This window comes from Kribbella deserti (assembly GCF_042434725.1).
GTDB lineage: Bacteria > Actinomycetota > Actinomycetes > Propionibacteriales > Kribbellaceae > Kribbella > Kribbella deserti.
The window spans coordinates 275,392-293,683 of the sequence record NZ_JBHLTC010000014.1 but is presented as its reverse complement, the minus strand read 5'-3'; the positions used below and the strand labels follow the sequence as shown (position 1 = coordinate 293,683).

Here is an 18,292-nt window from a genome sequence, read left to right as displayed (position 1 = left end):
TACGGCACCGTAAGTTACGGTCGCGTAGGTTTTGCGTCCTGATAACCCTCCAGCAGATCCGCCAGTTCCACCGGATGACCGAGCATCGGGAAATGCGCCCCCGGCATCTCGTCCACCTCCACGCCGAGGCGTTCGAGCGTCACCCGGCGCAGGAAATCCGCCGGGAAGAACCGGTCCTCCGCGCCGATCACCGCTCGCACGGGCACCGCCGGGAACCGCTCGAGCGGCCAGGGCTCGCTCATCCCCTGGCCGAGCATTTCGGTGAGGCGCCGCTCGCCTTCGGCCGCGAGTTCCGCCGGCAGGTCGTGGAAGAAGGTGTCGCCGGATTCGGGCGCGACGTACGCCGTGTTCGTCCACCACTCTTCGACTGATTCGCCCGGGCGAGGGATCATCCCGGCCACGAAAACGATCAGCCCGACGGGAAGGCGTTCGCACACCAGGGGAGCGGTGAATCCGCTCAGCGAGTGTGCGACCAGCGTCACGGGGTTGGGACGGTCGCCGACGGCATCGACCACTGCGTCGACGTACCGCGCTAGTCCCGCTTCTGGGTCCTGCCACGGGATCTCGACGGGTACGACGTCGTGGCCGCGCTTGGTGAGTTCGGCGGTCAGGGGATGCCAATGCCAGCTGGTGCAGCACGCACCGGGAAGGAGTACGAAGGTCACCCGTACGACCTTATGGTGGCTGGATGGATCGGTCCGAGTTCCCGCACTTCCTGGCGATTGGTACGCGTTGGAAGGACAACGACGTGTACGGCCACGTGAACAACGTGGAGTACTACAGCTTCTTCGACACCGTCATCAACGATTTCCTGATCCGCGAGGGTGGTCTGGACATCCACAGCGGTACGGCGATCGGGCTGTGCGTGGAGTCGCAGTGCACGTTCAAGCAGTCCCTGGCCTTCCCGGGCTCGGTGGACGCCGGACTGCGCGTGGCGAAGCTGGGCAACTCCAGCGTCACCTACGAGATCGGGCTCTTCCCGGCGGGTTCTCCCGACTTGGCCGCGCTCGGCCGATTCGTACACGTATTCGTGGCCAGGACTGATCGCAGACCCGTGCCAATGCCGAAGGCCATCCGCACCGCGCTGGAAGGACTCGCATGAAGGTCAGAGGCGCCGTACTGCGGGACATGGGCCTTGCCGCGCCGTACGCCGAGTCCCGGCCGCTGCAGATCGAAGAGGTAGACCTAGCGCCTCCCGGCCCGGGCGAACTCCTGGTCCGGGTACAAGCCGCCGGCCTCTGTCACTCCGACCTGTCGGTGGTAGACGGTTCAAGGCCTCGGGTGATGCCCATGTTGCTCGGACACGAGGCCACGGGTGTAGTCGTCACCTCCGAGGCCAACGGCTTCCAGCCGGGTGACACCGTCGCCTTCGCCTTCGTACCGGCCTGCGGTGCGTGCGGGCCTTGCGCCGAGGGCCGGGCCGCGCTGTGCGAACCAGGTGCGGCCGCCAACGTCGCGGGCACCCTGCTCTCGGGCGTACGGCGCCTGGGTGACGGGATCAACCATCACCTGGGAGTGTCGGGTTTTGCCGATCACGCGGTCGTATCGGCCCGATCCGCGGTGAAGATCGACCCGGGCCTACCGCCGGAGATCGCGGCGTTGTTCGGTTGCGCGGTCCTGACCGGCGTCGGGGCAGTCGTGAACACCGCGAGGCTGCAGGCCGGGCGGAGCGCGGTGGTGTTCGGCCTAGGTGGTGTCGGGCTCTCGGCCCTGCTAGGCGCGCGCCTGGTCGGTGCGCATCCCCTCGTCGCGGTGGACGTCGTACCGGGCAAGCTAGAGCTGGCCAAGGAGCTAGGTGCCACTCATACCGTGGATGCCTCCGTAGAAGATGCGGTAGAGGCTGTAAGGGACATTACCGGCGGTGGAGCGGACTACGCCTTCGAGACGGTTGGAAGCGGTGCAGTGCTTGGACAGGCCTACGCGTCCACTGCCCGGGGTGGGACCACTGTGACGGTCGGGCTGCCGCATCCCTCGCAGAACTTCAGCATCCCGGCAGTGAGCCTCGTAGCGGAGGAACGCACGGTGAAGGGGTGCTACCTGGGTTCGGCGGTCCCGAGCCGGGATATCCCGCGCTACATCGCCTTGTACCGGGCAGGCCGTCTGCCGGTCGACCGCCTCTTGAGCGACACCCTGGCGCTGGAGGACCTTAACGAGGCCTTCGACCGCCTGGCCGCCGGTACCGCCGTACGCCAGGTAGTCCTGCTCTAGCCCGCAGGTAGTCCCTGCTCTAGCCCGCGCGAACCGCGCGTAGCCCTCTGCGAAGACCTACGCGAGGTCGGCGCAGGGGGAGAAGTCGGCAGAGGAATGCCCTTGCGAAGGTCAAATCCGGTGAGATTTCCGGGCAAAACTGTTCACATCTCGACTGGATTACGGCACTCTACGCAGAGTGCGCAGTTGCGTACGACAAGTGAGGCATTGGTCCGCCCCAGACCCTGCCGTGCGATTCGCCCCTTTCGCATGGACCCTGTGGGCGGCCACCAGGAGTCCTTGAGGAGGGTTCCATGCACAGCAGGTTCCGCCGCACCGGTGCTTTGGTCGCCACCGGTGCCGCCCTGTTCACCGCCCTTGCCGTCCAGGCCGGTGGTTCCGCAGGTGCGCAACCGATTCTCGACCGTCAGCCGATCGACAAGGTTCTCGGTCAGCCCACCCAGGGCAAGACCGCCCTGACCGCGGTCAAGCCGCGCCTGGCCGAGCTGGCCGAGCGCAACGGCCTCGCCGAGCAGAAGCTGCTCGGCATTCTGGCCACCGACAAGGCCGCGTGGCTCGACCGCGACGGCCGGCTGTTCTACAAGGAGCCCGCGGCCACCAAGGCCGAGAAGGCCAGCGAGCCCGCTCCGCGCTGGGCCAAGCAGGCCGTCGTGGCCGCCACCGGGCCCGCCTTCCAGCTGAACAGCAAGCCCGGCTCGAACCGGGTGATCTACCTGGACTTCGATGGTCACACCATCACCGGCACCGCCTGGAACACCAACGGCAAGCCCGCCACCGTGAACGTCGGGGCGTACGACACCGACGGCAACCCGGGCGTCTTCAGCACCGCGGAGCAGGACGTCGTGCGCGCGGTCTGGCAACGCGTCGCGGAGGACTACTCGCCGTTCGACGTGAACGTCACCACCCAGGCGCCGGCCGAGTCCGCGATCACCCGGAGCGGTTCGTCCGACTTGCAGTACGGCACGCGCGTCCTGATCGACCCGGGCACCTGGTACCAGTCCGGCTGTGGCTGTGGCGGCGTCGCCTACGTGGGCGTCTACGACAACAGCAGCAACCACGCGTACTACCAGCCCGCCCTGGTCTTCACCAAGGGTGTCGGCACCGGCGCGAAGAACATCGCCGAGGCCGCCTCGCACGAAGCCGGGCACAACGTCGGCCTCAGCCACGACGGCACCTCGTCGCAGGGCTACTACACCGGCCACAACGCGTGGGCCCCGATCATGGGCGTCGGCTACTCCAAGGCGATCACGCAGTGGAGCAACGGTGAGTACAGCAACGCCAACAACAAGGAAGACGACTACGGCGTCGTCGGCTCCAACGGCCTCGCCCTGCGCGCGGACGACCACGGCGACGGTACGGCGAACGCGACGGCCCTGACGCTCGGCACGACCGTCAACGGCGTGTACGCGACCGGGCCCGACGTGGACGTCTTCCGCATCGACGTCTCGGCCGGCACCTTCACCTTCGCGGCCAACTCCGCACCGGTCGGTGGCAACCTCGACATCAAGCTCGAGCTGCTGAACTCGTCCGGCGCGGTCATCGCCACGGCGGACCCGGCCTCGGGCCAGACCAACTCGGCCACGCCGACCGGTCTGAGTGCGAGCATCAACCGGCAGGTCGCCGCGGGCCGCTACTACCTGCGCGTCGACAACGCCGGTTACGGCAACCCGCTGAACACCGGCTACTCGACGTACGGCAGCCGCGGCGCCTACTCCGTACGCGTCACCGCGGGCTGATCCAGCAGCACCGCAGCACTACCGCAGTAACCGAAATTCCGGGCCGGGCCCTGGCCGAAAGACCAGGGTCCGGCCCGTTGTCCTGGGGGGAATCCTTCCTTTGAAAGGGATTCCATATGCGCAGCACCACCTTCCGCCGTACCGGCGCCCTCGTCACCGCCGGTGCCGTCGCCTTCGCCGCGCTGGCCGTCAATGCCGGCGCCGCACCCGCACCGATCGACCGGGTTCTCGATCAACCGACACAGGGCAGAGCCGCGCTCGGCCAGATCGAGCTCGACGATGTTGCCCAGCGCAACCGGTTGCCCGAGGCGCAACTGCTGAAGACGTTGGCCTCCGACAAGACGGCCTGGCTCGATACCGACGGCCGGTTGTTCTTCCGCGAACCAACCGCCCCCGCGGCCACCCGCTCGGAGCTGTCGCCGCGCTGGGCCAAGAAGGCCGTCGCCGCCGCCGAAGGCCCCGCCTTCGAACTCCACAGCAAACCCGGCGCGAACCGGGTCATCTACCTCGACTTCGACGGTCACACCATCACCGGTACCGCCTGGAACACCGACGGCAAGCCCGCCACCGTGAACGTCACGCCGTACGACACCGACGGCAATCCGGCCGTGTTCGGGACCGCCGAGCAGGATGTCGTTCGTGACGTGTGGACCCGGGTCGCGGAGGACTACGCGCCGTTCGACGTGGACGTCACCACCCAGGCACCGCCGCAGGCCGCGATCGACCGGACCGACGCGAACGACCAGCAGTTCGGTACGCGCGTACTGATCGATCCGGACACCTGGTACGAAAGCGGCTGTGGCTGTGGTGGTGTCGCCTATATCGGGGTGTACGACACTCCCGGCAACCACGACTACTACCAGCCCGCGCTGGTCTTCACCCGAGGAGTCGGTACGGGCGCGAAGAACCTGGCCGAGGCCGCCTCGCACGAAGCCGGGCACAACATCGGCCTCGGACACGACGGCACCGCGAGCCAGGGGTACTACGAAGGCCATGGCGCGTGGGCTCCGATCATGGGCGTCGGCTACTACCGCGGAATCAGCCAGTGGAGCAAGGGCGAGTACTCCGGCGCCAGCAATCCCGAGGACGACTTCGCCGTCGCGGGTTCACACGGGCTACCGCTGCGGGCCGACGACCACGGCAACGGTACGTCGACCGCGACAGTCCTCACCATCGGTACGCCGATCGCCGGGGTGAGCGCCACCGCCGATGACGTGGACGTCTTCCGCGTGGAGATCGGTGCCGCGGGCAACTACACCGCAAACGCCACCGCGGCTGCGATCGGCGGCAACCTCGACATCAAGCTCGATCTGCTGAACTCGGCCGGCACCGTCGTCGGCACGAACAACCCGGCCGCGGGCCAAACCGACGCTGGTACGCCGACCGGCCTGAACGCCGCCATCACGCAGAACCTGCAGCCCGGCACCTACTACCTGCGCGTGGCCGGCACCGGCTACGGCGACCCGCTGTCCACCGGCTACACCACCTACGGCAGCCGCGGCGGCTTCACCCTTACCGTCAGCAAGGCCTGAAACAGCCGTACGGCGCACCCCCGGGCAGGAGGGATGCGCCGTACGGACAGGCAGGAGGCGGATCAGCCCTTGAGACCGACGTTCGCCATGCCTTCGACAAACCGCTTCTGCGCGAAGACGAACATCACGATCATCGGCAAGGTCGCGAGGGCGGTTCCGGCCATCAGGTAAGGCCACTGCACCTCGGCCGGGTTCTGCGCGAAGATCGCGAGACCCAGCTGAAGTGGCCGGAGCGAATCAGACGTGGTGATCATCAACGGCCACAGAAACCCGTTCCACGCGGCCTCGATCTGGAACACCGCGATCGTGATCAGGGCCGGTTTCACCAACGGGGTCATGATCCGCAGGAAGATCCCGAACTCCCCGAGCCCGTCGACCCGCGCGGCCTGAGCCAGCTCGCTCGGGATCGACACGTAGAACTGGCGAGCCAGGAACGTGAACAACGGCGCGGCGCCCAGCGGGATGATCAGGCCCCACCACGAGTTCAGCCAGCCGATACCGCCCTGGCCGAGCACGTTGTTGCCGCCGAACAGCGGAATCGACTTCACCACCAGAAACAGCGGCACCAGGATGATCTGGAACGGTACGAGCAGCAGCAGAATGAAGTAGTTCAGCAGCGCCTTCGAACCGCGGATCGGCAACTTGGCCAGCGCGTAACCGGCGGTGGTGCAGACGGCGAGCGTGAAGGCGGTCTCGCCGAGCGCGATCAGCAGGCTGTTTCGGAAGTAGCGCAGGAACGGCGCCGTCTGCATGGCCTCGACGAAGTTGCGCCAGCGCAGCTCACCCGGCAACCAGCGGAAACTGGCGATCTCGAGATCGTTCTTGAACGCCGTCAGCACCATCCACAGGAACGGCACGATCATCAGCAGCGCGCCGAAGCTCAGGAACACGTACAGCAGGACCCGGCCCCAGCCGCCGGACGGCTTCCGGCCGGCCACGGTGCTCGCGGCCGCGGTGGTGGGAATCGCGGTGCTAGTCATTGGCATCCGCCTTCTGGATCAGGCGTCCCAGACCGATGAAGGCGGCGATCAGGATCATCATCATGACCGTCTCGGCGGAGGCGAAGCCGAGCCGCAACGCCTGGAACGCGTTCTGGTAGATGTCGAGCACCAGCACGGTGGTCTCGGTGCCGGGACCACCCTTGGTCATCACGTAGACCAGGTCGAACACCTGGAACGTGCCGACGATCGAGGTGATCAGAACGAAGAACTGCACCGGTCCGAGCGCGGGCCAGGTGACGTTGCGAAAGGTCTGCCAGCGGCCGGCGCCGTCGAGTGACGAGGCCTCGAGCAGGTCCCGCGAAACGCCTTGCAGCGCGGCCAGGTAGATGATCATCTTGGCGCCGAGCCCTTGCCAGATGCCGACGATCATCAGCGACGGCAGGGCCGTGTCGGGATCGGTCAGCCACTGCGCCGGCGCCAGCCCGAACAAACTGAACACGCCGTTGGCCAGACCCGAACCAGGGTTGAAGATCCACAGCCAGATCGTGGCGATGGCCACGGTTGCGGTCACGGTCGGCAGGTAGAACGCGGTCCGGAAGAAGCCGATCGCGCGCACCTTCTGGTTCAGCCCGAGTGCGATCACCAGCGCGACCGCCATCGACACCGGGATCACGACCACCGCGTACACGATGGTGTTCCACAAGGCGGCGCGGAAGTCCTGGTCCTTGAACAGCTCGCCGTAGTTCTCGAAGCCGACCCACGACCAGGAATCACCGAAGCTGTAGTCGGTGAAGCTCAGCACGATCGCCGCGCCGACCGGGATCAGGATGAAGATGAACGAGTGCAGCAACGCCGGCGACAGCAGCAGCCAGCCGGCCCGGACCTGCCCGGAGATCAGCTTGCGGCCGGGTTTCGCGCTGATCGTCGCGCTCATCGGGACTGCCCTGCCAGGTTCGCCAGCACCTTGGCCGGGTCCTTCTGGCCGAGTACGGCCTGGGTCAGCTGCGCGTCGAAGTTCGCCCGCATCTCCAGCCAGTTGGCCGAACCGCCTTCGTACACGGCGAGTTCGAGCCCACCCGCGACGAACTTGCTGAGCGGGTTCGACTTGGCCTGCGGCGAGTTGACCGCGTCCTTGTAGGCGGGGATCTTGCGGTTGAGCTTGGCCATCGCGTCCAGCGAACTCGGCTTGGACAGCGCCTGGATGAACGCCCAGGCGGCCAACTTGTGCTTGCTGCGCGAGCCGATCGAGGCCAGGTCGCCGCCGACGAACTCGACCTCCTTGCCGTTGTTGTACCGGAAGAACTTGAGGTCGTCGCAGTTCTTCTGGCCGATGCCCTTCTCGGAGCAGTCCACCGCGCCACCGACCATGCCCATCGCGGCCTCACCAGTGAGCACCATGGGCTGCTGGGCCGCGTTCTGCTGACCGAAGACCTGGACGTTACCGATCATCGACTTGATCCATTCCAGCGTCTCCAGACCCATCTGGTTGTTGTAGTTCGGCTGGCCGTCGACGTACAACGGGGTGCCGGTGGAGGCCAGGAACGTGGTGTAGGCCTGCCGGAAACCGTTCGGCGAGAACATGTCGAAGCCGGGCCGGGTGATCGTGCCGTTGGCGTCGCGCTTGGTCAGCTTCTCCGCGGTGGCCTTCAGCTCGGCCATCGTCACCGGCGGCTTGTCCGGATCCAGGCCTGCCTCCTTGAAGGCGCTGATCCGCAGGGCCGCCGCGCGGGCGTCCGCGATCAGGGGATAGGCGTACAACCGGTCCTGGTAGGTGGCCGCCGGGATCAGGGCCGCGACGCTCTGCTGTTTGATCAGCTCCGGCGTCACGCCGTAGTCGGCGAGATCGGCGAAGATCCGCTTCGACGCGAACGGCTGGATCCAGCCGACGCCGGTGACCATCACGTCGTACGGAATGCCCGCCGCGATCGAGGTGGAGATCTTCTCGTTCAGCGTCGAGTACGTGACGAAGTTCGCCTCGACCTTCAGCTTCGGATAGACCTTCTTGAAGTCCGCCACGACCGCGTCGAAGGCCTCCTTGCCCTTCGTACTGGTGGGGAACGAGGGGATCAGCACCCGCAGCGTGCCGGTTGCCTCGGCGGGCGGCACCCCGTCGGTGTCCTTGTCGATCACCCTGTTGCCGCAGCCCGCGCCGGCCAGGCCGGTGACGAGGCTGGTTGCCAGCAGCAGCGCTAGCCGTCCACGTTTCACAGGGGAGCTCCTTCGCGCGCGACCCGGTCCAAGTTGCCCCGAAGGTATGGGGAAGGGCTTTCCCGGTCAACACTCCAAGGTCGAACGATCAAAAACGATCATCATTCAACGCTCCACACGACTCCCGGATGCGCAGCTCGGGCAGCAGGCTCAGGTGCTGGGTGGGCAATCGCTCGTCGGCGGTCAGGCGGCGCAGCAGCAACTCGCAGGCGATCCGGCCGATGGCCAGTTTGGGCGGGCTCACCGCCGTCATCGGTACGAGCGCCAGCGCGGCCGTCTCGTCGTTGTACGCCACCAGCGCGAGGTCCTGCGGAATCCGCAGGCCGCGTTCCATCGCCCGCTCCGCCAGCCGGGCCGCGTCCTCGTCGGAGTGCGCCAGGATCGCCTTCGCGCCGAAGTCCTCGCACTCGGCCAGGAAGTCGTCCAGCTGCGCGATGCTGGCCGGATCCTCGCCCACCCGCGGCAGTGGCGTCGCCGAGACGAAGGCCTCCACGCCGAGCGGCCCGGCGGCCTGTTCCACCCCGCGGCGCAGCCAGTACGACGTGACGCTCTCGCTCAGGCTGACGCCGATCCGGCGATGCCCGAGCGAGGCGAGATGGCGCAGCGCCACCATCGCGCCGTACGCGTGATCGGTGCGAACGTGGTCCAATTCGCGGCTGACGTGCGGGAAGCCGAAGCTGCGCTCCATCAGCACCACCGGTACGGCGAGATTGTCGAGTAGATCGCCCAGTTGATCGGCCTGGCCGTCGCCGAGCGCGGTGCTGAGCAGGATGCCGGTGACACCGAGATCGAGCAGTTTGCCGATCCGCTCGGACTCGACCGTCTGGTCGTAGCCGCTGACGCCGAGCACCAGCCGCGCGCCGTACCGGTCGGCGACGCGTTCGGCGCCGCGGATCGCGTCGGTGTAGTAGAACGTCGCGTTCGGTACGACGATGCCGATCGTGCGCTGACCGCCGGCCGGGGCGACGTCCGCGTCCGGGCCGAGGCCGACCGCGCCGCCGTGCACCCGGCGCAGCAGGCCGAGCGCGTCGAGCTCACCGAGATCGCGGCGAATGGTGATGACCGAGACCCCCAGCTCGGTCGCCAGCTCCCCGACCCGGAGCCGGCCGTGCTGTCTCAGGTTCTCCAGGATCAGGTCGTGCCGTTCCTGCGCAAGCATGGGTTCCCCCCGTGATGGTTCCCACCGGGCTGATTGTTTGTGATCATACGATCATCGATGGTTCGGCCCGTTCCGTCGAGAGCCAATTCCGTGGAGGCCGAGCGACGTGGCAGAACGAGGAGCCGCGGGAACCCCCGCCAGACGAGGCGAAACCGCCTTCTCGGTGCTGTCCACCATCGGCGACGTGTTGTTGCTGCAGGTGCTGTTCCTGCTCACCTGCGTCGGCGTGGTCACGATCATCCCGGGCGCGATCGCGGTACAGCGCGCGCTGCCGGAGGCGCTCGCCCAGGAACATCCCGCCATCGCGCGGCTCTACTGGCGGAACCTGCGCTGGGCGGTGCGGAACTTCTGGCACTTCGGATTGGGCGTTTGTGTTGTCACGGTGGTTCTGGTGTTCAGCCTGCTCTTCTGGGCGTCGGCAGGGGATCCGATCCGGCTGATCGGGCTCGGCGTGCTCGTGCCGGTCGCGGGTCTGCTCGTCGCGCTCTACCTGGCGTTCCTGGCGGTGGTGATGACGAGTGCTTGGGAGACAGGGCCGCGTCAGATCGGCCGGGAGGCCTGGCTGCTCGTACAGCGCAAACCGCTCCACGCCGCCGGCAGCATCCTTCTCCTGTCGACCTGGCTGCTCTTGCTGGCGCGACTCCCCACGCTCGTCCTCGTCGGCACAGCCCTGGTCCCCGCTTTCCTCGCCTGGTGGCTCGCCCGCGACTCCCGCTGATCCGGTCTCACGTCCCGCGCGGGCTTATCGAACGCAAAGTGGGGCCGATTGTGGACAGATCTCTCGACGGGGTTGGCGGGCCGCCTTAGCGTGCGGAGTGGAAAGCGTTTCCCGTAGTACTGCCATCGAAGGATCCGCCCATGACCTTCCGCCGCGCCGCAACTCTCGCCGTCGCCGCCGCCCTCACCACCGGTTCAGCACTCGCCGGTACGGCGTACGCCGACGGCCCAACCCACGGCCCATCCCATGCCCGCCCGCAACTCGAGAAACTCGATCGCGGTCTCGTCGCGACCACCACCAGCGAGGGCGTCTTCCTCAGCTGGCGACTCCTCGGCAAGGAGGCGACGGGCCACAGCGACGCTGGTCTGACCGGGACCAACTTCAACGTCTACCGGGACGGCAAGCGCGTCGCCACGGTCACCGACAGCACCAACCACCTCGACAAGTCGGGCACCGCGACCTCGCGCTACCGCGTCGTCGCCGTGGTGAACGGTCGCGAGCGCGATCGCAGCGACTCCGTGCAGCCGTGGACTGGCGGCTATCGCGACCTACCGCTGCAAAAGCCGGCCGACGGTGTCACGCCGGTAGGCGAGGCGTACACCTACTCCGCCAACGACATGAGCGTTGGTGACGTGGACGGCGACGGCCAGTACGAGTACGTCGTGCTGTGGAATCCGTCGAACGCCAAGGACGTCTCCCAGATCGGTTACACCGGCAAGGTCTTCGTAGACACCTACAAGGCCGACGGAACCCTGCTGCATCGTCTGGACCTCGGGGTGAACATCCGGGCTGGAGCGCACTACACCCAGTTCCTGGTCTACGACTTCGACGGCGACGGCCGGTCCGAGATGATGCTGAAGACCGCTCCCGGAACCAAGACGACTCGCTATGACAAGAGCGGGCAGATCAAGTCCGAGCGCTACATCACCTTGCCCGCGGCCGATCGCCGCGCGGGCTACACGAACCAGGACGACTACCGGGTCAGCAAGGCCGGCTACTACGAACATCTCGTCACGATGTTCCAGCAGTGGCAGGACCAGGCCGAGGTGAAGAGCGGGCAGTGGCCGGCCACGCTCGAAGCTGCCTTCGGCATCGCACCGCGCTACCAGTACCCGCTCAGCCGGGCCGACGCGACCGCGCTGGTCGACTACTTCATGGACGTCTACGCGCCGGGCCGCAGTACGCGCAACGTGCTGCGCAACTTCGAGGGCTTCATCCTTCGTGGTCCCGAGTACCTGACCGTTTTCGACGGCTTGAGCGGCCGCGAGCTGCAGACGATTCCCTACGAGCCGGGACGAACGGACGACGGTCTTCGCTGGGGTGACTACGCGATGGCCCGGATCGAGCCCGGTAACCGGGTGGACCGTTTCCTGGCCGGGGTGGCCTACCTGGACGGCTCACGCCCGTCGGCGGTGTTCGCCCGCGGCTACTACACCCGGACCACGATCGCGACGTACGGCTGGAACGGCCGGAAGATCACCAAGGGCTGGGCGATCGACAGCGGCTGGACCCCGATGACGAACCCGTTCAACGACGGCCCGCACGGTCGCGACGGTACCGATCCGGTGTACGGATCGATCACCACCCAAGGGTTCCACTCGCTGAGTGCCGCGGATGTGGATGGCGACGGCAAGCACGAGATCGTTTACGGCGCCGCCACGATCGATCACGACGGTAGCGTGCTCTACAGCTCGAAGGACGTCATGCCGCCGGGTAGTGCGACTCCAGGGCAGATCGCCCGGCTGGGTCATGGCGACGCGATGCACGTGACGGATATCGACCCGCAACGGCCGGGGCAGGAGATCTTCACCGTGCACGAGGGCGGCACTTATGCGCCGTACGGCTACGCGCTGCGGGAAGCCGCCACCGGCAAGGTGATCTACGGCGAGTACTCCGGACGCGACACCGGCCGCGGCATGGTCGGCGACATCGTTCCGGAGGAACCGGGCCTGGAGACGTGGGCGACGCGGTTGCGTACGGCGGACGGCGACGCGCTTGGTACCGCCTATCCCGGTACCAACCAGAGCATTCGCTGGGCCGCGGACATGACCACGCAGATCGTCGACGGCGCCGGCACGGTCACCCCGACGATCAAGGACTGGCGTCGCGGCACCCTGCTCACGGCAACGGGAACCCTTACGAACAACGGAACCAAGGGCAACCCGTCCCTGGTGGCGGACATCTTCGGCGACTGGCGTGAGGAGATGCTGGTTCGCTCGGCCGACAGCAGCGCGATCCGGATCTACCTGAGCACCGAGGTGACGGATCGCAAGCTGTACACCTTGATGCACGACGTCCAGTACCGGGCCGAGGTCGCGCGGCAGAACACGAGCTACAACCAGCCGTCGTACACGAGCTTCTACCTGGGCTCGGACCTCAACTGGTCGAAGGTTCCGTTGCTCACCAAGTAGTACGAACCGGTCGGTGGTCCTTTATCGCAAGGACCACCGACCGGGTCACGAACCCGTGGCCAGCTCGCGGCGGAACATCTCCACCTCGGCCAGGCCCGCCGCGATCGCCGCACGACCGGCGCCGGCGGAGGCATTCTGGATGGCGGCCTCGATCGAGTCGGACGTGTCGAGCGTCGCCATCACCGCCAAGGGCGCGTGCATCGCCCGGCGGACCCGGGGCGCAGCGGCGGCGCGATGCTGCGGCGGTACGACGGCGCCGAGCAACAACCACGTGACGCCCTCCCACTTCTGCGCGGGAGTGGCCGCGTTCAGCCGGCGCAACACCTCGTCCGCGGGCTGACGGATCAGCTCGCCCAATCCCGCGGTCAAGGCCTCGACGGCAGGCACGTACGCCGGGTAGCCCACGGGGAGTTCCACCTGCTCGATGCCGGGCGCCAGTTGGGCAATGCCCAGGCCGGTCAGGTATTCGTCCAGGTGCTTCGCGGTCCACGCCGCCGTGACGCCGAACTCGAGCAGCCGGACCACCGGGTCGAGAAAGGCCGCGGCCGAGTCGGCGTACGACGTGCCCTCGGCGGCGAGAAAATGCGATTCCTGGTGGAACATCTCGGACAGGGCGAACCGGAACCGCCGGAGCGTCGCGACGTCGTGTCGCGTGCCGGGGGCGTCGTACAGCTGCTGGATCGGCTGGGTGACGAACCGCTCGTCCAGGTACATCGTGCCGTCCCAGGCGGCGAGTCCGAGCAGCACGCCACGATCGACGCCGGGCGCGGCCGGTCCGGCCAGCAGGTGCAGGGATTCCTGCATGCGCAGCACGGAGAGCCGGTCGATCTCGTCCTCGACCTGGGCGGCGATCGTGCTGACCGCGCGGATGGCGCGCTCGATCCGGTCGAGCCGCTCCGCGGGCGTGCCGTTCTCCACGTCGATGGCGGCCAGCACGGCACTCGCCTGTGCCCTGGCCTCGGGTCCGGTCAACTCCAGCTCCTTCCGTTCGCCTCGACCCTAGTAGTCGCGGAGGCCCTCACACGCCCTCCGGTCACAGCACGCCCGGCTTCGGTCCCGGGTTGTCGTGCACCGGCGACGGCTTGTCGGGCTTCGGCGAGGGCTTGGCGGCCGATGGCGCGGGACTCGTTCACGCCGGTCACTGCGGTCAGCCGGGCGAACTCCTGCCGCATTGTGTCCTCCGCGGCCGTGCCCGGGACGAGCCCGCTCAAGTGGGCGACCAGCGGCCACTGGCCTTCCGCGGTCTGGTTGCTCAGCTCGGTCAGCACGTCCGGTGGACTGCGGCCGGTGTCGGTCGCGAGGCCCGCGACGAGTTCGCGCACAGCCGGTGTGTACTGCGGGTAGGACTGAGTGCTCGGAACCGCCGTGATGCCTGGAGCCACCTGGTCGATGCCGAGCAGGTGGAGATAGGCGTTCAGGTTGTCCTGCGCCCAGGCCTCGGCGACACCTTCTTCGAGTTCGAGCGCGCCCGGCCGGTTGAAGGCGGCTCGCGCGTCTGCCTGGGTTGCGCCGGCTGGACCGAGGAAATGCGACTGCTCGTGCAGGAGAGTCGCGAGGGCGTCGCGGTACCGCACTAGCGTGGCGGGATCGTGCCGCGCGCCGGCAGCGCCGTACATCTCCTCGATCGGTGCGAGCACTTCTGGCCCGTCGAGCGCGAGTGAACCGTCCCAGAGGGCCACTGCCAGTTGGCCGCTGGTGAGCTGGAGGATGCGCGAGTTCCAGGCGGTTTGGCCGGCGCCGCTCAGTTCGAGAGCTGCCTCGGCATGCCGCCGGAAAAGTTCGTCTGCTGTTGCCGGATAGGTCATGGACACCCCGTGATCGCTGTGAGCGACGACCTTAAACACAGCTGTGACAATGTTGCACAGCGTCATCCCCAACCCTGTGGATAACCGGTGGATAACCCGATCTCGCACGTGGAAAACAGTGGGGATTCGGCTGTGGATAACTCGCCTTCAATTGTGGATATCGAGTTATGCCCGCTGCTCAGGCGGTGGATAACGAGCCTGTCGGCGCAGGTTAACGGCAGATGGCGCGGGCTTCCTGGATCTGGGATAACATCCCGAATATGAGAGAAGTGCATGAGATCGAGCGCCGTCTTGCTGCTCGTCTCGCCGAACTGCGCGCCGCCCGCGGCTGGTCGCTGGACGACCTCGCCGCGAAAACCGCGATCAGCCGGTCGACGCTGTCCCGAATCGAGCGGAATGAGATCAGCCCGACGGCCGGTCTGCTCGGCCGCTTGGGTGTCGCCTACGAGCGGACCACCTCGCAACTACTGGCCGAGGTCGAGGCCGAGTCGCCCGAGTTGCTGCGCGCGGGTGACCAGCCCGTCTGGCGCGACGAGTCGACCGGGTTCACCCGGCGGATGGTGTCCCCGCCGCAAGCGGGCCTGCGTGCCGAACTCGTCGAGGCGAGGCTCGCCCCCGGCGCCGACATCCGGTACGACGAACCGGCCGTGCCCGGGCTCGAGCAACACCTGTGGATGCTCGACGGCACCCTCGAACTCACCATCGGCAGCACCAAGCACGTGCTCCGAACTGGGGACTGCCTGCGCTTCCGGCTTTGGGACCGCACGCATTTCCACAACCCGGGCGTACTGTCCGCCCGCTACGCCCTCACCCTCGTCCGGCCCTGAGCTTCCGCCCTCAGAACCAGGAGTTGCCGTGCTCACCATCACTCGTCTCACCGGCGACGACTTCCACGAACGCCTGCCGGAGTTGGCCCGCCTGCTGGTGGACGCGGTCGAGGGCGGTCACTCGCTCGGGTTCGTTGCGCCCTTCGACGCGGCGGAGGCACGCGAATGGTGGCAAGGCCGGTACGACGCGGTGGCCGCGGGCACGCTTGCGGTTTGGCTGGCGCGCGACGCGGGTGGTGCCGTCGGAACTCGTGGTGCGGGCGGTGCTGTCGGAGCTCGGGACGCGGGTGGGGTCGGAGCGGGGAGCGCTGTCGGAACGGTGAGTCTTGCGTTCGATGGCAAGGCCAATGGGCGGCATCGCGGCGACATCGTCAAGCTGATGGTTCATCGCGAAGCGCGCGGACAGGGCTACGGCCGCCGACTGCTGTCGATCGCCGAAGAGGCCGCGGCCGAGGCGGGACTCACGCTGCTGATGCTCGACACCGAAGCCGGCAGTGCGGCGGAAACCCTTTACGACAAGGCGGGCTGGACCCGCTACGGCGTTGTACCCGAGTACGCCGCCGATCCGGCCGGAGTGCTCCAGCCGTGCAGCTTCTTCTACAAACAGGTCGCGGTCTGACGCTTGTATGCAGGTCGCCGTCGGTCAGCGGTCTGGGCCATCGTGTCCGCGCTGAGGTGATTGGCTGCCGCGGTCGAGGTGATCGGGACGGGCGCCCTGACCGGATTCCTTTGCGGCGGCGTCCTTGATCGCCGAGGCAGGGGCGGTTCCGCTGCTCGCCGCGGCCATGGCCTTTTGTAGATCCGGCGGCAGCGCCTGGTTGCCGCCGGTCGTCGCGCCAGCGGGTCCGTTTGCGTTCTGGCCCTCGGTGGGTGCGCCGGCCGGGTTGTTGCCGATGGCGTAGGCCTGGCGCGGGTCCGTCGGGGTGGTAGTCGGCGTTGCCGTGTGCTGGCCGTTCAGGGCCTGGGTGATCCGGCTCTCCTGCGGGTTGAGCGCCTGGCTGATGCGGCTCGGTTGCGGTGTCTGCCCGTCGGTCGGGTTGAGCCGCTCGGCGATGGTCGGCGGATTGAGCCGCTCCTGAATCGACGGCTGACTCTGCGTCACCTGCGGACCCTGCTGAACCGGACCCTGCTGAACGGGCCCTTGCTGCGGCCCTGGCATCTGCTGACCGGGCGTCTGCCGCGGTCCCTGCTGCGGTCCCTGCTGCTGCGGCGTCTGCTGAGTGGGCGTCTGCTGCTGCGGGGTCTGCTGGGTCGCGGTCTGTTGGGTCGGCGTCTGCTGGGTAGGGGTTTGCTGCGTGGGCGTTTGTTGTTGTGGCCCCTGCTGCTGCTGTTGCTGCTGGTTCGAGACCTGCTGCTGTTGCTGCGGGAGTTGGCTGATGTAGTGCTGGCGCATCGCCTGCACCTCGGCGCGATAGCCGGAGACGGCCTGATGACCGGCTGCCATCGAGGCCAGGTGCTGCTGCGCCGGCGTACCCGAAGCCTGGGCCAGCCGCTCGAACGGCTGCTGCATGCTTGCCTGGATCCGCCCGAGCACGATGTCCCGATGTTGCGGCGGTACGAGCGAGTCCAGCCCACCACTGCGATAGGCGAGTTCTGCCGCGGCCGGCCACTTCCGGCCCGCGTCCTGAACCGCGAGCTGCCGCATCACCTCCTGCCGCCCCAACCCGGTGTCCCGGCCCAGCCCGTCAGCCAAGGCCTGAGTGGCTCCGACGTACTGCGGATAGGGCTGCCGGACGACCGCGCCACTGATCCCCGGCGCCAGGTGCTCGGCCCCGAGCGCTCGGATGTAGTCGTTCACCTGCGAGGCGGACCAGGCCTCGGTGACACCTTCCTCGAAGGCGCGGACGGAGCCGATGTGGCCCTGCGCGATGCCGTCGGCGATGGACCGGCCGTTGGCGTTCAGGAAGTGCGTGTTCTCGTGGTACATCGTCTGCAGCGCGTTCCGCCAGCGCGCCAGCATGGCGGGATGTGCTGGTTGTCCGGCGTTCTGGGCCATCTCCCAGACCGGCGCGAGCACCTGCTGCCGGTCGTAGGTGACCGATCCGTCGGCCGCGGCCAGCCCGAGCGCGCCGCCATCGGATTCGTGCATGACGCCGCTCCAGGAGGAGGCCTCGGCACCAGACGCTTGCACGGCTGCCTGCGCCTGGTTGGCCATGATCCACTGGTACGCCGCTACGGCGTTCGGAGTGGGCCCGGGCACTTGGGCGGGCTGCTGCTGTTGCTGGGTCTGCCGGCGGAACAAGCCGGAGACGCGCTCACGGAAGGTGGGCATGGCTCAGCGGGCACCAGGCGGTGCAGTCTGCAATGCGTCGATCAGCATGGCGAGCGGCTCGGTAAGCCGCAAGATCGCGTACTGCTCCTGCTGGTCGGCCGATCGATCCGCGATGGCCCGTAGCTGCTGGATGCCCTCCTGCGCGCGGGTGATCCGCTCAGCCGGGGTGCCGTCGTCGGCGTTGGCCAGCGCGAATATCCGGTTGGCCTCGTTGTACGCCGGACTGTCGGTGTACGGCGTCTCGCGAGCCATCGTGAGGATCTCGTCCAGGCTCTGCAGGTCCGTCGCAGCCTGGGCCTGATCGGTCGGGCTCAGCGTGGCAGCCAGCCCACGAAGGCGGTCGAGCTCGACGGCCAGGCCGTTCATGTCGAGCTGGGCGGACAGACAGGCCTCCATCACCGCGTCGTACTCGGTGCGGAACTCGTCGTATGCCATCTAGCCAGCTCTCCCTGTCGTGGACCCGGACCTCGGACGA

At 67.6% G+C, this 18,292-nt stretch carries 17 protein-coding genes; 8 read left to right on the top strand and 9 right to left on the bottom strand.

Annotated features, from left to right (window positions below):
• Positions 1-14 precede the first annotated feature (14 nt).
• Positions 15-665 (bottom strand): alpha/beta fold hydrolase, encoded by a 651-nt coding sequence (locus ACFFGN_RS12895; RefSeq protein WP_380046881.1) that lies wholly within the window; start codon positions 663-665, stop codon positions 15-17.
• Between the two features lie 23 nt (positions 666-688).
• Between ACFFGN_RS12895 and ACFFGN_RS12890 the strand changes: the two genes are divergently transcribed.
• The 4 genes from ACFFGN_RS12890 (at position 689) to ACFFGN_RS12875 (ending at position 5,476) form a co-directional block, all read left to right on the top strand.
• Entirely contained in the window at positions 689-1,102 is a 414-nt protein-coding gene (locus ACFFGN_RS12890) for an acyl-CoA thioesterase (protein ID WP_380046879.1), read from the top strand.
• Positions 1,099-2,208: a zinc-dependent alcohol dehydrogenase family protein gene (locus tag ACFFGN_RS12885; protein WP_380046877.1), complete on the top strand. Its 1,110-nt coding sequence runs from the start codon at positions 1,099-1,101 to the stop codon at positions 2,206-2,208. The genes ACFFGN_RS12890 and ACFFGN_RS12885 overlap by 4 nt, the downstream gene beginning before the upstream one ends.
• Positions 2,209-2,501: 293 nt before the next feature.
• Positions 2,502-3,944 carry a M12 family metallo-peptidase gene (locus ACFFGN_RS12880; RefSeq protein WP_380046875.1) on the top strand — a complete coding sequence of 481 codons (1,443 nt, stop codon included), beginning with the start codon at positions 2,502-2,504 and terminating at the stop codon, positions 3,942-3,944.
• A 116-nt stretch (positions 3,945-4,060) separates the two neighbouring features.
• Positions 4,061-5,476, top strand: coding sequence for a pre-peptidase C-terminal domain-containing protein (locus tag ACFFGN_RS12875; protein ID WP_380046873.1), 1,416 nt, complete (start codon positions 4,061-4,063; stop codon positions 5,474-5,476).
• Positions 5,477-5,538: 62 nt separating this feature from the next.
• Here the strand turns inward: ACFFGN_RS12875 and ACFFGN_RS12870 are convergent, their stop codons facing one another.
• The 4 genes from ACFFGN_RS12870 to ACFFGN_RS12855 all read right to left on the bottom strand — a co-directional run bounded on the left by ACFFGN_RS12870 (position 5,539) and on the right by ACFFGN_RS12855 (position 9,784).
• A complete protein-coding gene (locus ACFFGN_RS12870) occupies positions 5,539-6,456 on the bottom strand; it encodes a carbohydrate ABC transporter permease (protein WP_380046871.1) in 918 nt (305 codons plus the stop codon).
• A complete protein-coding gene (locus ACFFGN_RS12865; RefSeq protein WP_380046869.1) occupies positions 6,449-7,351 on the bottom strand; it encodes a carbohydrate ABC transporter permease in 903 nt (300 codons plus the stop codon). The genes ACFFGN_RS12870 and ACFFGN_RS12865 overlap by 8 nt, the downstream gene beginning before the upstream one ends.
• The gene (locus tag ACFFGN_RS12860; RefSeq protein WP_380046867.1) at positions 7,348-8,625 is read right to left on the bottom strand and encodes an extracellular solute-binding protein; all 1,278 of its coding nucleotides are present in this window, start codon (positions 8,623-8,625) and stop codon (positions 7,348-7,350) included. Before ACFFGN_RS12860 ends, ACFFGN_RS12865 begins: the two co-directional genes overlap by 4 nt.
• Before the next feature lie 88 nt (positions 8,626-8,713).
• Entirely contained in the window at positions 8,714-9,784 is a 1,071-nt protein-coding gene (locus ACFFGN_RS12855; protein WP_380046865.1) for a substrate-binding domain-containing protein, read from the bottom strand.
• A gap of 106 nt (positions 9,785-9,890) precedes the next feature.
• Here ACFFGN_RS12855 and ACFFGN_RS12850 point away from each other — a divergent pair, with 106 nt between their 5' ends.
• Positions 9,891-10,502 carry a hypothetical protein gene (locus ACFFGN_RS12850; protein ID WP_380046863.1) on the top strand — a complete coding sequence of 204 codons (612 nt, stop codon included), beginning with the start codon at positions 9,891-9,893 and terminating at the stop codon, positions 10,500-10,502.
• Positions 10,503-10,642: 140 nt separating this feature from the next.
• Positions 10,643-12,913: a rhamnogalacturonan lyase gene (locus ACFFGN_RS12845; protein WP_380046861.1), complete on the top strand. Its 2,271-nt coding sequence runs from the start codon at positions 10,643-10,645 to the stop codon at positions 12,911-12,913.
• Positions 12,914-12,958: 45 nt separating this feature from the next.
• Here ACFFGN_RS12845 and ACFFGN_RS12840 read toward each other — a convergent pair whose 3' ends face one another.
• Together ACFFGN_RS12840 and ACFFGN_RS12835 are read right to left on the bottom strand one after the other, a co-directional pair.
• Positions 12,959-13,885 carry a hypothetical protein gene (locus ACFFGN_RS12840; RefSeq protein ID WP_380046859.1) on the bottom strand — a complete coding sequence of 309 codons (927 nt, stop codon included), beginning with the start codon at positions 13,883-13,885 and terminating at the stop codon, positions 12,959-12,961.
• Positions 13,882-14,718: a hypothetical protein gene (locus tag ACFFGN_RS12835; protein WP_380046857.1), complete on the bottom strand. Its 837-nt coding sequence runs from the start codon at positions 14,716-14,718 to the stop codon at positions 13,882-13,884. The genes ACFFGN_RS12840 and ACFFGN_RS12835 overlap by 4 nt, the downstream gene beginning before the upstream one ends.
• Before the next feature lie 260 nt (positions 14,719-14,978).
• Between ACFFGN_RS12835 and ACFFGN_RS12830 the strand changes: the two genes are divergently transcribed.
• Together ACFFGN_RS12830 and ACFFGN_RS12825 are read left to right on the top strand one after the other, a co-directional pair.
• A complete protein-coding gene (locus ACFFGN_RS12830; RefSeq protein WP_380046855.1) occupies positions 14,979-15,545 on the top strand; it encodes a helix-turn-helix domain-containing protein in 567 nt (188 codons plus the stop codon).
• A 28-nt stretch (positions 15,546-15,573) separates the two neighbouring features.
• The gene (locus ACFFGN_RS12825; RefSeq protein ID WP_380046852.1) at positions 15,574-16,164 is read left to right on the top strand and encodes a GNAT family N-acetyltransferase; all 591 of its coding nucleotides are present in this window, start codon (positions 15,574-15,576) and stop codon (positions 16,162-16,164) included.
• 24 nt (positions 16,165-16,188) lie between these two features.
• Here the strand turns inward: ACFFGN_RS12825 and ACFFGN_RS12820 are convergent, their stop codons facing one another.
• Both ACFFGN_RS12820 and ACFFGN_RS12815 read right to left on the bottom strand, forming a co-directional pair.
• Complete coding sequence (locus ACFFGN_RS12820; RefSeq protein ID WP_380046850.1) at positions 16,189-17,817, bottom strand: hypothetical protein; 1,629 nt, start codon at positions 17,815-17,817, stop codon at positions 16,189-16,191.
• Between the two features lie 3 nt (positions 17,818-17,820).
• Positions 17,821-18,252 (bottom strand): hypothetical protein, encoded by a 432-nt coding sequence (locus ACFFGN_RS12815; RefSeq protein ID WP_380046848.1) that lies wholly within the window; start codon positions 18,250-18,252, stop codon positions 17,821-17,823.
• Between the last annotated feature and the right edge of the window lie 40 nt (positions 18,253-18,292).